The following is a 14,793-nucleotide window of genomic DNA, read 5'->3' on the forward strand; positions in this document are numbered from 1 at the left end:
CCTATGACAACCCTGAATCTCAACACCCTCAGCGAGCGCATTAAAGCGCACAAAACGGCGCTGGTGCATATCGTTAAGCCGCCGGTCTGTACCGAGCGCGCCCAGCATTACACCGAAATGTACCAGCAGCACATGGACAAGCCGATCCCTGTGCGTCGCGCTCTGGCGCTGGCGCATCACCTGGCGGAACGTACCATCTGGATCAAACACGACGAGCTGATTATCGGTAACCAGGCAAGCGAAGTGCGCGCCGCGCCGATTTTCCCGGAATACACCGTTTCCTGGATTGAGAAAGAGATCGACGATCTGGCGGACCGCCCGGGCGCGGGCTTTGCGGTGAGCGAAGAGAACAAGCGCGTGCTGCACGACATCTGCCCGTGGTGGCGCGGCCAGACGGTGCAGGACCGCTGCTATGGCATGTTCACCGACGAGCAAAAAGGCCTGCTGGAAACCGGCATTATCAAAGCCGAAGGCAACATGACCTCCGGCGACGCGCACCTGGCCGTTAACTTCCCGCTGGTGCTGGAGAAAGGCCTCGACGGCCTGCGCGCTAAGGTGGCCGAGCGCCGCACGCGCATCAACCTGACGGTGCTGGAGGATCTGCACGGCGACCAGTTCCTGAAGGCGATCGATATCGTGCTGGAAGCCGTAAGCCTGCACATCAAACGCTTTGCCAATCTGGCGCGTGAAATGGCGTCCACTGAAACCCGCGAAAGCCGCCGCGACGAGCTGCTGGCGATGGCGGAAAACTGCGACATCATTGCCCACGAGCCGCCAAAAACCTTCTGGCAGGCGCTGCAGCTGTGCTACTTCATTCAGCTGATCCTGCAGATTGAGTCAAACGGCCATTCCGTCTCCTTCGCGCGTATGGACCAGTATCTCTATCCGTACTACCGCCGCGACGTCGAGTTGAACCAGAGCCTCGACCGCGAACACGCCATCGAGCTGCTGCACAGCTGCTGGCTGAAGCTGCTGGAAGTGAACAAAATCCGCTCCGGCTCGCACTCCAAGGCTTCCGCCGGTAGCCCGCTGTACCAGAACGTCACCATCGGCGGCCAGAAGCTGGTCAACGGTGAGCCGATGGACGCGGTGAACCCGCTCTCCTACGCGATTCTGGAATCGTGCGGTCGCCTGCGCTCAACCCAGCCGAACCTGAGCGTGCGCTACCACGCGGGCATGAGCAACGACTTCCTCGACGCCTGCGTGCAGGTGATCCGCTGCGGCTTCGGGATGCCCGCGTTCAACAACGATGAAATCGTCATTCCGGAATTCATCAAGCTCGGCGTTGAACGCGACGACGCCTACGACTACGCGGCCATCGGCTGTATCGAAACCGCGGTGGGCGGCAAGTGGGGCTATCGCTGCACCGGCATGAGCTTTATCAACTTCGCCCGCGTGATGCTGGCCGCGCTGGAAGGCGGGCGCGACGCCACCAGCGGCAAGGTGTTCCTGCCGCAGGAGAAAGCGCTCTCCGCCGGTAACTTCGAAAACTTCGACGAAGTGATGGCGGCGTGGGACAGCCAGATCCGCTACTACACCCGCAAATCTATCGAGATTGAGTACGTGGTGGATACCATGCTGGAAGAGAACGTCCACGACATTCTCTGCTCGGCGCTGGTGGACGACTGCATCGAGCGCGCGAAAAGCATCAAGCAGGGCGGCGCGAAGTATGACTGGGTCTCCGGCCTGCAGGTGGGCATCGCCAACCTCGGCAACAGCCTGGCTGCGGTGAAGAAGCTGGTGTTCGAACAGGGCACTATTGGTCAGCAGCAGCTGGCGGCGGCGCTGGCGGATGACTTCGACGGGCTGACCCACGAGCAGCTGCGCCAGCGTCTGATCAACGGCGCGCCGAAGTACGGCAACGACGACGACAGCGTGGACATGCTGCTGACGCGCGCCTACCAGACCTACATTGAAGAGCTGAAGCAGTACCACAACCCTCGCCACGGCCGCGGCCCGATTGGAGGTAACTACTACGCGGGCACCTCTTCCATCTCCGCAAACGTGCCGTTTGGCGCGGCAACGATGGCCACCCCGGACGGACGTAAGGCGCACACCCCGCTGGCGGAAGGAGCAAGCCCGGCCTCCGGTACGGACCACCTCGGCCCGACGGCGGTAATTGGCTCGGTGGGTAAACTGCCGACGGAAGCGATTCTCGGCGGCGTGCTGCTGAACCAGAAGCTGAACCCGTCGACGCTGGAAAACGACAGCGATCGCCAGAAGCTGATGGTGCTGCTGCGCACCTTCTTCGAGGTGCATAAAGGCTGGCATATCCAGTACAACATCGTCTCGCGCGAAACGCTGCTGGAAGCGAAGAAACATCCTGACCAGTATCGTGACCTGGTGGTGCGCGTCGCGGGCTACTCGGCGTTCTTCACCGCCCTGTCGCCGGATGCGCAGGACGATATTATCGCCCGTACTGAGCACACGCTGTAAAAAAACGCCCGGTGGCGCTTCGCTTACCGGGCCTACATTGTCTCCCCGTAGGCCGGGTAAGGCGAAGCCGCCACCCGGCTTTCTGACTTTCATTCGAAATTAAATTTGTGCTCCCCGTCACCTTGTTATTAGAATGTTTCAAAACGCAGTGATCCAGGAGCACAGTATGACCGTTAAAGTTATCGTCACCGATATGGACGGAACTTTCCTTGATGATGCCAAGCAGTACGATCGTGACCGCTTCCAGGCACAGTTTGAACAGCTTAAAGCCCGCGACATTGAATTCGTTGTCGCCAGCGGCAACCAGTATTACCAGCTCATCTCCTTCTTTCCGGAGCTGAAAGACCGGATCTCCTTCGTGGCGGAAAACGGCGCGCTGGTGTTCGATCGCGGCGAACAGATTTTCCACGGCGAGCTGACGCGTCATGAATCGCAGATCGTGATTGGCGAACTGCTGAAAGATAAAGGACTGAACTTCGTGGCCTGCGGGCTGGAGAGCGCCTGGGTCAGCGACCAGGCTCCTGAAGAATTCGTGGCGCTGATGTCAAAGCACTATCACCGCTTAAAGCGCATCAGCGATTACCGCGAAATTGACGACGTGCTGTTTAAGTTCTCTCTGAACCTGCCGGACAGCGATATCCCTAATCTGGTGGATAAACTGCACGTCTCCCTGGACGGCATCATGAAGCCGGTCACCAGCGGCTTTGGTTTTGTCGATTTGATTATCCCCGGCCTGCACAAGGCCAACGGCATTAGCCGTCTGCTGAAACGCTGGAAAATCTCCCCGCAGGAGTGCGTGGCCATTGGCGACAGCGGCAACGATGCCGAGATGCTGAAGCTGGTGAAATATTCCTTTGCGATGGGCAACGCGGCAGAGAGCATCAAAGAAATCAGCCGCTACGGCACCGATGACAACAACCATCAGGGCGCGCTGAACGTCATCCAGGCCGTGCTCGACAACCATTCCCCGTTCGACGTCTGATCCTCTCCTCGCCGGAGCGTCGCTCCGGCCTCTCACTCTTTTTCCGACCTGTGGCTTGCGTCAAGTTTTTAAACTTGCATTAACTTATTTTTAACTTAAAGTATCACTTGTAGACATTTTTACTTTCGAATGAAAGATGCGAGGCAGTTATGACCTTTACCAGTGAAACTTTGCCAGCGGATCACAAAGCGGCAATCCGTCAGTTAAAACGTGAGCTGCGCGCGCAGATCGGCGACGTGCAGGCGGTATTTAATAAGCTCAGCGACAAAATTGCCACCCGCGTGGCGGAAATCAACGCGCTTAAGAACAAAGGCGAATCCGTCTGGCCGGTGATCCCGTTTGCGGATGTGAAAAACGGCACCATTACCGACGCACAGCGCGAGGCCGTTAAACGCCGCGGCTGCGCGGTGATTAAAGGTCACTTCCCGCGCGAGCAGGCGCTGGCGTGGGATCAGTCGATGCTCGACTACCTCGATCTGAACAAGTTTGACGAGGTCTACAAAGGCCCGGGCGATAACTTCTTCGGCACCCTGACGGCCTCTCGTCCGGAGATTTACCCGATTTACTGGTCTCAGGCGCAGATGCAGGCGCGCCAGAGCGAAGAGATGGCGCAGGTGCAGTCGTTCCTGAACCGTTTGTGGACATTCGAGAGCAACGGCAAGCAGTGGTTCGACCCGGACGTGAGCGTGATTTACCCGGACCGTATCCGCCGCCGCCCGCCGGGAACGACCTCGAAAGGACTGGGCGCGCATACCGACTCCGGCGCGCTGGAGCGCTGGCTGCTTCCGGCTTATCAACAGGTGTTCGCCCGCGTGTTTGACGGCAACGTCGAGAAATACGATCCGTGGAACGCCGCGCACCGTACCGAAGTGGAAGAGTACACCGTCGATAACACCACCAAATGCTCGGTGTTCCGCACCTTCCAGGGCTGGACGGCGCTGTCGGATATGATCCCAGGTCAGGGGCTGCTGCACGTGGTGCCAATCCCGGAAGCGATGGCCTACATTCTGCTGCGGCCGCTGCTGGACGACGTGCCGGAAGACGAGCTGTGCGGCGTGGCGCCGGGGCGCGTCCTGCCGGTTTCCGAGAAGTGGCACCCGCTGCTGATCGAGGCGCTGACCAGCATTCCGGCACTCGAGGCGGGCGATTCCGTGTGGTGGCACTGCGATGTGATCCATTCCGTCGCGCCGGTAGAAAATCAGCAGGGCTGGGGCAACGTGATGTACATCCCTGCCGCGCCGATGTGCGAGAAAAACCTCGCCTACGCGAAAAAGGTCAAGGAAGCGCTTGAAACCGGCGCGTCGCCGGGAGACTTCCCGCGCGAGGATTATGAAAAAAGCTGGCAGGGCCGCTTTACCGTGAACGATCTCAACATCCACGGCAAGCGCGCGCTGGGCATGGTTTAACTGTCGTACAGCCCTTCCCGCTCTACGGCGGTGCGTCGTTTCCCCTGACGTATCCGCCGTACCGATTCCCGCACGGCCAGCGTGCCGTTAAGCAGTAACGTCCCGACCGGCGCGTCCGGGCGCATCAGCCGCTGCTGGAGCATATATACCGCTTCGGTTCCCAGCTCATCGCGCGGAACGTGCACCGCCGTTAATGGAACATCCTGAATCGCCGCCAGGTTAAAGCCGTCAATGCTCATCACCGACACGTCCTGCGGCACGCGCAGGCCGTGGTTTTGTAATGCGCTAATGGTGCCCGCCGCCATAAAGTCGCCGCCGACCAGGAACGCGGTCGGTAAATCCTTCCCCTGCACTTCACTGAGCCAGCTGCTGACCATCTGTTCCGTTTCGCGCGCGCTGAAGCTGGGCACCACCAGCAGATCGCGTTTATCGTTGAATTTCAGGTTGTGAGACTGCCACGCGTCGCGGATCCCCGCCAGGCGCAGCTCCATGGTGTAGCGGCGCAGGCACAGCACGTTCATCACCTCACGATGTCCCATTTCGAACAGATATTCCGCCGCCCGTTCGCCAATGGCGCGATGATCCGGCGCGACGGCAGGCAGACGCATGTGCCGGTCGCGGCAGTTAATCAGCATGCAGGGTTTACCCACGTCCACCGCCAGATCGTGGATATGGGGATCGTCGATGCCAAGAAGGATTGCCGCCTGAGTGTCCGCTTCGTTCATGCGTGCCAGAAACAGCTGGGCGTCGCTGTCGTTCTCCTCCAGCGCGCAGTAGCGAAGACGCACATCGTGGGACGCCAGGCCTTTACTCACGCTCTGGATCACGCGGTAGTAAAAGATGTCGGACCGCTCGTCAAACGCCCGCTGCGGGGCAAAAACCACCAGGCTGTTAAGCAGCAGACGCCCTGCCGCCATGCCGTCCATCACCCCCAGCTCCCGCGCGCACGCCAGCACCTTCGCGCGCGCTTTCTCACTGGTATTCGCTTTTCCCGCCAGCACTCGTGACACGGTGCTGATCGAGAGCTGCGTCCGGGCCGCGATTTCGCTGATTTTTAGCCTTTTGTCCATTTTGTGATCTGGCTCCATTTGCGAAATGAAAAAATTTTCATAGCGTATTGGTCAGGCAATAGCTGACATAAAGGGCATCATGCCAGAGGGTTTACGTCAGTTATGAGAAATTTTGCACAAAATCCACTTTTGCCCACTCATTTTCTTCCTTAAGGTGAACTTGTCACACAACTTCCATACTAGTTGTATACCAACTTAAGCATTTTAAACGGATAGAAATCAAAGGCATAAAAATCCGTGTGACACCTGAACCTCCGTCCCCTTACCGTCCGTCTTGTGGAGAGTAAAATGAGTCAGGACATCAATAACACCGTAGCGACAAGCAAAACCCGTCGCGTCATCAAGAACCTGCGCTGGTACGTGCTGGTGCTGTTCTTACTTGGCGTCACCGTTAACTACATCACCCGTAACTCACTCGGGATCCTCGCCCCGGAACTGAAAGAGAGCCTCGGGATCACCACCGAGCAATACTCCTGGATCGTCGGCGCGTTCCAGATCGCCTATACCATTTTCCAGCCCCTGTGCGGCTGGCTGATTGACGTCATCGGCCTGAAGATTGGCTTTATGGTCTGCGCCGGGATCTGGGCGCTGATGTGTATTTTCCACGCGGGCGCCGGAAGCTGGCTGCACCTCGCTATTCTGCGCTTCTTTATGGGTGCCTCTGAGGCCGCCGCTACCCCTGCAAACGCCAAAACCATCGGCGAATGGTTCCCGAAATCAGAGCGACCCGTTGCCGCTGGCTGGGCTGGCGTGGGATTCTCCATCGGCGCGATGCTGGCCCCGCCTATCATCTACTTTGCTCACGCGTCGTTCGGCTGGCAGGGTGCGTTTATGTTTACCGGCGTGCTGGCGCTGCTGTGGGTGATCCTCTGGTGGGCGTTCTACCACAACCCGGAGCAGCACCCGAACCTGAGCAAGGACGAACTGGCATTTATCAAGCAGGATAACGAACCGCCTGCGGTGAAACTGCCTTTCCTGACCGCGCTGAAAACCGTCTCGAAAAACAAACGCTTCTACGGTATCGCCATCCCGGCCTTTATGGCGGAACCGGCCTGGGCGGTGCTGAGCTTCTGGGTGCCGCTGTATCTCGCCAAAGAGCACGGCATGGATCTGAAGCAGATTGCGATGTTTGCCTGGCTGCCGTTCCTCGCCGCCGACCTCGGCAGCGTGGCGAGCGGCTACCTGACGCGTCTGTACACCCGTCTGTTCGGCTGCTCGCGCGTTAACTCGGTCGTTGCCAGCTCCGTGACGGGCGCGTTCCTGATGATCTCTCTGGGCATCGTGGCCATTACCCGCGACCCGTATATCACCATCGTGCTGATCTCCATCGGCGGTTTCGGGCACCAGATTATCTCCTGCATGCTGAGCGCCCTGGTCGTTGAGTCGTTCGACAAAGGCCAGATGGCGACCGTCAACGGCATGCGCGGCTCTGCGGCGTGGATCGCCAGCTTCCTGTTCTCGCTGTTAATCGGCGTGACCGCCGACAAAATCGGCTTTAACCCGCTCTTTATTGCCATGGGCTTCTTTGACCTGATTGGCGCTGTCTTCCTGGTAGCATTTATTGCTGAACGTCGCGCCAAGCGCGCCTGATAGTGGATGTATTGCATATGAAAACCCTGAAAAACTGGACCGTAGATACGCAGTCGGCAAACCATCTGGAACTGCTGGTCGATAACCAGCACCGCCTGTGCCTGTATGTGCTGGAAGAGAACCTGTTCCGCGTGCTGATTAAACGCAAAGGCGAGCTGGCGCTGGACCGCACCTGGAGCATCGCGCCGGAAAAAGACGTGCCGTGGGAAGGCCGCCGTCGTGAGGATATAAGCGGTTTTTCCTGCCCGGCCTGGACCCTGACGCAGCAGGATGAGACGCTCACGGTGGCAACCGAACAGCTGCGCGTGACGGTCCATCAGCCGCTGTGGCTGGAGTGGCACTACCGCAATGAGGCGGGCGAGTGGCAGCCGCTGGTCAACGACCGTCCAACCAGCGCCTACCTGCTGAACGCCCACGGCGACGGCGTGGCGCACTACCTCAGCCGCCGCAAGGACGAGCGTTTCTACGGCCTGGGCGAAAAAGCGGGCGATCTGCAGCGCAACGGCAAGCGCTATGAGATGCGCAACCTCGACGCAATGGGTTACAACGCGGCCAGCACCGACCCGCTCTACAAGCATATTCCGTTCACTATCGCCCGCCGCGACGACGTGAGCTACGGCCTGTTCTACGACAACCTGAGCAGCTGCTGGCTGGATCTGGGTAACGAAATCGACAACTACCACACCGCCTATCGTCGCTGGCAGGCGGAAGCGGGCGACATCGATTACTACATCTTTACCGGCACGCGCGTGCTGGACGTCACCAAAGCCTTCGTGCGCCTGACCGGGAAAACGCTGTTCGGACCGAAATGGAGCCTGGGCTACAGCGGCTCGACCATGCACTACACCGACGCGCCGGACGCGCAAAACCAGCTGATGAACTTCATCCGCCTGTGCGAAGAGCACGCCATTCCGTGCGACTCGTTCCAGCTCTCCTCCGGCTATACCTCTATCAACGGCAAGCGCTACGTCTTCAACTGGAACTATGACAAGGTGCCGCAGCCGAAGGTGATGAGCCAGGCCTTCCACGACGCGGGGCTGAAGCTGGCGGCAAACATCAAGCCGTGCCTGCTGCAGGACCATCCGCGCTATAACGAAGTGGCGGAGAGCGGCCTGTTCATTCGCGATTCAGAAACCGATGCACCGGAACGTTCCAGCTTCTGGGATGACGAAGGCTCGCACCTCGACTTTACCAACCCGCAGACGGTGCAGTGGTGGCAGAACGGCGTCACCACGCAGCTGCTGGAGATGGGCATCGACTCTACCTGGAACGACAACAACGAATATGAAGTGTGGGACGGGGAGGCGCGCTGCTTTGGCTTCGGCAAAGAGATCGCCATCAAGCACATTCGCCCGGTGATGCCGCTGCTGATGATGCGCGCCTCGCTGGAAGCGCAGCAGCGTTTCGCGCCGGAAAAACGTCCGTACCTGATCTCCCGCTCCGGCTGCGCCGGGATGCAGCGCTACGTTCAGACCTGGAGCGGCGACAACCGCACCAGCTGGGACACCCTGCGCTATAACATCCGCATGGGTCTGGGCATGAGCCTGTCCGGTCTGTTCAACGTCGGTCACGACGTCGGCGGTTTCTCCGGCGACAAGCCGGACGCCGAGCTGTTCGTGCGCTGGGTGCAGAACGGCGTGATGCACCCGCGCTTTACCATTCACTCGTGGAACGATGACCACACCGTGAACGAGCCGTGGATGTACCCGGGCGTCACGCCAGCCATTCGCGGCGCGGTTGAGCTGCGCTACCGCCTGCTGCCGTACCTCTATACCCTGCTCTGGCAGGCGCACGCCGACGACGAGCCGATGCTGCGCCCGACCTTCCTCGACCACGAACACGATGCGCAGACGTTTGAGGAGTGCGATGACTTCCTGCTGGGCCGCGACCTGCTGGTGGCCAGCGTCGTCGAAGCCGGGCAGCGCGAGCGCCGCGTCTGGCTGCCGGATAACGACACCGGCTGGTATGATTTTTACACCCACGCGTGGTATGCGGGCGGCCAGTCGATCGTCCTCGACGCGCCGCTGGAAAAACTGCCGCTGCTGGTGCGCGCCGGTGCCGCTCTGCCGCTGAGCGAACGCATTACGCATGTGAATGCCGAAAAAGATACGACCCGCGAGCTGAAGCTGTTCCCGGTAAAGGGCGTCGGCACGACCACCGGAATGCTGTTTGAAGACGACGGCGAAAGCTGGGGCTACCAGAACGGCAACGCGCTGTGGGTGGAGTGGGAAATGGTGTGCGACGGCGCAACCATCAACCTGAAGGTCAACGCGCGCGGGGATTATCGTCCGGCGTGGAAATCGCTTAAGGTGTCGCTGCCTGCAGGGGAAAAACGTACGCTGCTGGTGAACGGGGTCGAAGGGGGCGAGTGGGTGGTCTAGTGCGGCCCGATGCCCTCACCCTAACCCTCTCCCACGGGGAGAGGGAACAGAACGTAGGCCGGGTAAGGCGAAGCCGCCACCCGGCTTTTTTTTAGTTCTCGATACCTTTACTGCGCAGGTAATCTTCGTAATTACCGGTGAAGTCCACCACGCGCTCTGGCGTAATTTCGATCACGCGGGTCGCCAGCGAGCTGACGAACTCACGGTCGTGAGAGACGAAGATCAGGGTACCCTGATACATCTCCAGCGCCATGTTCAGGGATTCGATAGATTCCATGTCCAGGTGGTTAGTCGGTTCGTCCATCACCAGGATGTTTGGTTTTTCCATCATCAGCTTGCCGAACAGCATGCGGCCCTTCTCACCACCGGAGAGCACCTTAGCCGGCTTTTTGATGTCGTCCTGGCTGAACAGCAGACGACCCAGAATGCTGCGTACCGCCTGCTCGTCGTCGCCTTCCTGCTTCCACTGGCTCATCCAGTCAAAGACGGTGAGGTCGTTTTCGAACTCGTATTCATGGTCCTGCGCGTAGTAGCCAATCTGCGCGTTTTCAGACCACTTCACGGTGCCGTTGTCCGGCTGCAGTTCGCCGACCAGGGTTTTCAGCATGGTGGATTTACCCACACCGTTGGCACCGAGGATGGCAATCTTCTCGCCCACTTCCAGCAGCAGGTTGAATTTTTTAAACAGCGGACCGTTCTCAAAGCCTTTTTCAAGGGCTTCCACTTCCAGCGCGTTACGGAACAGTTTCTTGTCCTGCTCGAAGCGGATGAACGGGTTCTGACGGCTGGAGGCTTTAACTTCGTCCAGCTTGATTTTGTCGATCTGACGGGCACGCGAGGTCGCCTGACGCGACTTAGAGGCGTTGGCGCTAAAGCGGCTGACGAAGGACTGCAGGTCAGCAATCTGCGCTTTCTTCTTGGCGTTATCCGCCAGCAGACGTTCACGCGCCTGGGTAGCCGCCGTCATGTACTCGTCGTAGTTGCCCGGGTAAACGCGCAGCTCGCCGTAGTCCAGATCCGCCATGTGCGTACAGACCATGTTCAGGAAGTGACGGTCGTGCGAGATGATGATCATGGTGCTGTCGCGATCGTTCAGCGTCTGCTCCAGCCAGCGGATGGTGTCGATGTCCAGGTTGTTCGTCGGTTCGTCGAGCAGCAGGATGTCCGGGTTAGAGAACAGCGCCTGTGCCAGCAGCACGCGCAGCTTCCAGCCTGGCGCCACTTCGCTCATCGGGCCGTAATGCTGTTCAACCGGAATGCCTACGCCCAGCAGCAGCTCGCCCGCGCGCGCTTCCGCCGAGTAGCCGTCCATCTCGCCGTACTGCGTTTCCAGGTCGGCTACTTTATAGCCGTCTTCTTCGCTCATTTCGGCCAGCGCGTAGATGCGATCGCGCTCCTGCTTCACTTCCCACAGTTCCCCATGCCCCATGATCACGGTGTCGAGCACGGTGAACTCTTCGAAGGCGAACTGATCCTGACGCAGCTTACCGATACGCTCGTTAGGGTCGAGCGATACGTTACCGAGCGTCGGCTCCAGGTCACCGCCGAGGATCTTCATAAAGGTGGATTTTCCGCTACCGTTGGCACCAATCAGGCCGTAACGGTTGCCGCCGCCAAATTTGACGGAAATGTTTTCGAACAGCGGCTTACTGCCAAACTGCATAGTGACGTTGCTGGTAACTAACACGGGGAGATTCCTGCGAAAAGTGTGATAAACGCGGCATTATGCCACAATTCCGAATTGAGATCCCGTGTTGCGGCAATCCACTAAACTTTAACAAAATCGAAAAAAATGTGATTTCGTACACATCTGAATTCCCTGTTAGCGGGAATGCACATATAATGCGCTCCCATCACAGATTCAGACTTATCAACTCATCGCCAGAATGGCTTAGATACCTCGCACAACATGAACATGAAATTAACAACGCTTTTAGCGGCGGCGTTAGCCGTAGTAGGTTTTTGTAAGACCGCGTCTGCGGTGACGTATCCCCTGCCAACAGACGGTAGCCGTCTGGTAGGCCAGAACCAGGTTGTGACGGTACCAGAAGGTAACTCTCAGCCACTGGAGTATTTCGCTGCGCAGTACCAGCTGGGCCTGTCTAACATGCTGGAAGCGAACCCGGGCGTTGACCCGTATTTGCCGAAAGCGGGTACCGTGCTGAATATTCCTCAGCAGCTGATCCTGCCGGATACCGTTCATGAAGGTATCGTGATTAACAGCGCCGAAATGCGTCTGTATTACTATCCGAAAGGCACCAACACCGTTATCGTGCTGCCAATCGGTATCGGCCAGCTGGGTAAAGACACCCCGATGAACTGGACCACCAAGGTTGAGCGTAAGAAAGCGGGCCCAACCTGGACGCCGACTGCCAAAATGCACGCGGAATACATCGCTGCGGGCGAACCGCTGCCAGCCGTTGTACCGGCAGGCCCGGATAACCCTATGGGTCTGTACGCGCTGTACATTGGCCGCCTTTACGCTATCCACGGTACCAACGCCAACTTCGGTATCGGCCTGCGCGTAAGCCACGGCTGCGTGCGCCTGCGTAACGACGACATCAAATTCCTGTTCGAAAACGTGCCGGTCGGTACGCGCGTGCAGTTCATCAACGAACCGGTGAAAGCGACCTCTGAGCCAGACGGCAGCCGCTACATCGAAGTGCACAACCCGCTGTCCACCAGCGAAGACCAGATCAACAACAACGAAATCGTCCCTGTTACGCTGAATAGCGCGGTACAGGCGGTGACTTCTCAGCCAGACGTAGAAACGGCGATTGTTGACCAGGCCGTGCAGAACCGCTCCGGTATGCCGGTGCGTTTGAACTGATAGCGAAGCATTAAAAAAGCGGGCCTCGTTGCCCGCTTTTTTTTATCCGTTATTCACGATCACGATCCCGCCGTGGTCGTACCGATAGTGGCAGTGGGCATACTCCAGCGGCGTGCCGTCCTCCAGATAAATCACCTGCTCCACTTCCAGTACGGGATCGGTCTGCTCGCAGACCAGATGCTCCCTGTCCAGCGCGTTGGGCTTAAGCGCCCGCACAACCCGATACGACCCCATAATTTTCAGCCCCAGCGTCTCCTGCACGTACTGGAACACTGAACCTTCAAGATGGTTTTTCGTCAGGCCCGGCACCAGATTCATCGGCATCACCGTGGAATCCAGCGACATCGGTTCGCCGTTCAGCAAACGGAGGCGAATGAAGTCATAGATCGGCGCATCGGCGTTAATCATCAGCGACGCCTGCTCTTTTTCGTTCGGGAAGCGCAGCTCGAAATGCACTACCCGGCTGGTCACCGTGCCCAGATGCGCCCAGGTTTTGGTCGCGCCAAAGTAGTCGCTGCCGGAGAGGTCCCACTGCGAGAGCTGAAGGAAGTTTTTGCGGATGAACGTGCCCTGGCCCTGGCGGGTATAGACCAGACCTTCGACGATCAGCTGGCGCATCGCCTGCTGAATGGTCATCCGGCTGGAGTTGAACTCCGCCGCCAGCGCAAACTGGTCCGGCAGGGGTTCATTGGCGGCGTACTGCTGGCTGATAATGCGTTTCTTAATTTCCCGCGCTATGGTGATGTACTTCGCCGCCATCGTCCTTCCTTTCAGTTAGTTTTCTATCCCGCTGTTTTTCAACGCCACTCTCTCGGCAATCTTGAGGAAAGGCAGGTAGAAGAATACACCAAATACGATGATTGCCAACTGCACCACCACCGCCCGCCAGTCCCCTGCCGTGGCCAGCCAGGCGCTGAGAATGGGCGGCGTGGTCCAGGGGATCATCACCACGCAGCGCGACATTAGCCCCAGCGTGGTACAGAGCCAGGCGAAGTAAATGCCGATGGCGGGCAGCAGCACAAACGGGATCATCAGCGGCAGGTTAAACACGATCGGCAGGCCGAAAATCACCGGCTCGTTGATGTTGAACAGACCGGGCGCCAGCGACAGACGCGCCACCTGCTTCGCCGATTTTTGTCGGGAGAAGATAAAGATGGCGATCAGCAGCGATATCGTGCTGCCCGTGCCGCCCACCATGCCAAACGTCGGCACGAAGATGTTGTTGATGATATGCGGGATGGGCTGGCCGTTGGCGAAAGCCAGCATGTTCTCGTTGGTGTTGATCAGCAGGAACGGCTCCAGCACCACGCTGTTAACGACTGACTGATGAATACCGAGCGTGAACAGGAAGTTACCGAAGCTGTAGATAAAAATCGTCCCCGGTAGGCTGGTGTTGATCAGCCGCAGCGGCTGCTGGATAAAAGTGGTAATAAGATGGATCAGGTCCGTGTGCAGCACGTTTGCCAGCACGGCCGCCAGCACCGCGAACAGGGAGAGCGTGAGGATGGTCGGGATCAGCGCGGTAAAGGATTTGCTCACCGCCGGAGGCACGTTTTCTCCGAGGGAAATGTGCAGCGCCTTCAGGCGCGAAATGGCGATAAACACTTCCGTTGAGAGCAACCCGATCAGCACCCCGGCGAAAATCCCGGTTGAGCCAATATTAGTGAACGTCAGCACCTGGGTGATGTTCACCGCGGCATCGCTGCCGACGGGCGTAATCTGCAGGCGCATCGGCATCATGATGATGAAGCTGCTGACGGCGATAACCACTGCCGAGACCGGATTGTCGAAATCTTTGTTGCGCGCCAGCGACCAGGCAATCATCGGGGCCAGCAGCAGCGCGGCGATGTTCAGCGTGCCGTTGATAATCGCCTCGCCCCACACCTTAAACTGCGCGAGCGTGTCGCCGTGAAAAATCCACGGAAATACCACGTTGTTCACCAGCACCGCCAGACCGGCGAGGATGAAAATCGGCATCACCGTGGCGAAGGCGTCGCGCAGGGAGCGCAGGTGCACCTGATTAGCCAGGCGCGCCGAGAACTCAACAAACTTATCGACAAAAGACTGCATGTGCGGTGTTATTTTTGTTTCAGACATA

The 14,793-nt window shown here is 58.6% G+C and carries 10 protein-coding genes; 6 read left to right on the top strand and 4 right to left on the bottom strand.

Annotated features, from left to right (window positions below):
* Positions 1 to 3: 3 nt before the first annotated feature.
* The 3 genes from M2422_RS07425 to M2422_RS07435 all read left to right on the top strand — a co-directional run bounded on the left by M2422_RS07425 (position 4) and on the right by M2422_RS07435 (position 4,824).
* A complete protein-coding gene (locus M2422_RS07425) occupies positions 4 to 2,436 on the top strand; it encodes a formate C-acetyltransferase/glycerol dehydratase family glycyl radical enzyme (RefSeq protein WP_064672144.1) in 2,433 nt (810 codons plus the stop codon).
* A 166-nt stretch (positions 2,437 to 2,602) separates the two neighbouring features.
* Complete coding sequence (locus M2422_RS07430; RefSeq protein WP_048976801.1) at positions 2,603 to 3,418, top strand: Cof-type HAD-IIB family hydrolase; 816 nt, start codon at positions 2,603 to 2,605, stop codon at positions 3,416 to 3,418.
* 149 nt (positions 3,419 to 3,567) lie between these two features.
* Positions 3,568 to 4,824, top strand: a complete 1,257-nt coding sequence (locus M2422_RS07435; RefSeq protein ID WP_064672143.1) for a DUF1479 domain-containing protein — start codon at positions 3,568 to 3,570, stop codon at positions 4,822 to 4,824.
* Here M2422_RS07435 and M2422_RS07440 read toward each other — a convergent pair.
* Positions 4,821 to 5,894, bottom strand: a complete 1,074-nt coding sequence (locus M2422_RS07440) for a LacI family DNA-binding transcriptional regulator (RefSeq protein ID WP_064672142.1) — start codon at positions 5,892 to 5,894, stop codon at positions 4,821 to 4,823. The genes M2422_RS07435 and M2422_RS07440 overlap by 4 nt on opposite strands.
* 288 nt (positions 5,895 to 6,182) lie before the next feature.
* Between M2422_RS07440 and M2422_RS07445 the strand changes: the two genes are divergently transcribed.
* The gene (locus M2422_RS07445; protein ID WP_014883122.1) at positions 6,183 to 7,484 is read left to right on the top strand and encodes an MFS transporter; all 1,302 of its coding nucleotides are present in this window, start codon (positions 6,183 to 6,185) and stop codon (positions 7,482 to 7,484) included.
* A gap of 17 nt (positions 7,485 to 7,501) precedes the next feature.
* Positions 7,502 to 9,865 (top strand): glycoside hydrolase family 31 protein, encoded by a 2,364-nt coding sequence (locus tag M2422_RS07450; RefSeq protein WP_064672141.1) that lies wholly within the window; start codon positions 7,502 to 7,504, stop codon positions 9,863 to 9,865.
* 91 nt (positions 9,866 to 9,956) lie between these two features.
* Here M2422_RS07450 and M2422_RS07455 read toward each other — a convergent pair whose 3' ends face one another.
* Positions 9,957 to 11,552: an ABC-F family ATPase gene (locus M2422_RS07455; RefSeq protein ID WP_039261438.1), complete on the bottom strand. Its 1,596-nt coding sequence runs from the start codon at positions 11,550 to 11,552 to the stop codon at positions 9,957 to 9,959.
* A 222-nt stretch (positions 11,553 to 11,774) separates the two neighbouring features.
* Here M2422_RS07455 and ldtB point away from each other — a divergent pair, with 222 nt between their 5' ends.
* Positions 11,775 to 12,695: a L,D-transpeptidase gene (gene ldtB / locus M2422_RS07460; protein WP_023310896.1), complete on the top strand. Its 921-nt coding sequence runs from the start codon at positions 11,775 to 11,777 to the stop codon at positions 12,693 to 12,695.
* Positions 12,696 to 12,737: 42 nt separating this feature from the next.
* On the opposite strand, the gene M2422_RS07465 is transcribed toward ldtB, so the two are convergent.
* On the bottom strand, positions 12,738 to 13,454 hold the full coding sequence (locus M2422_RS07465; RefSeq protein WP_048976797.1) for a GntR family transcriptional regulator: 717 nt from the start codon (positions 13,452 to 13,454) through the stop codon (positions 12,738 to 12,740).
* 15 nt (positions 13,455 to 13,469) lie between these two features.
* Positions 13,470 to 14,792: a PTS sugar transporter subunit IIC gene (locus M2422_RS07470; protein ID WP_048976796.1), complete on the bottom strand. Its 1,323-nt coding sequence runs from the start codon at positions 14,790 to 14,792 to the stop codon at positions 13,470 to 13,472.
* Between the last annotated feature and the right edge of the window lies 1 nt (position 14,793).

Origin of the sequence: Enterobacter sp. SLBN-59 (genome assembly GCF_024807915.1) — a bacterium.
GTDB classification, from domain to species: Bacteria; Pseudomonadota; Gammaproteobacteria; order Enterobacterales; family Enterobacteriaceae; genus Enterobacter; species Enterobacter asburiae_B.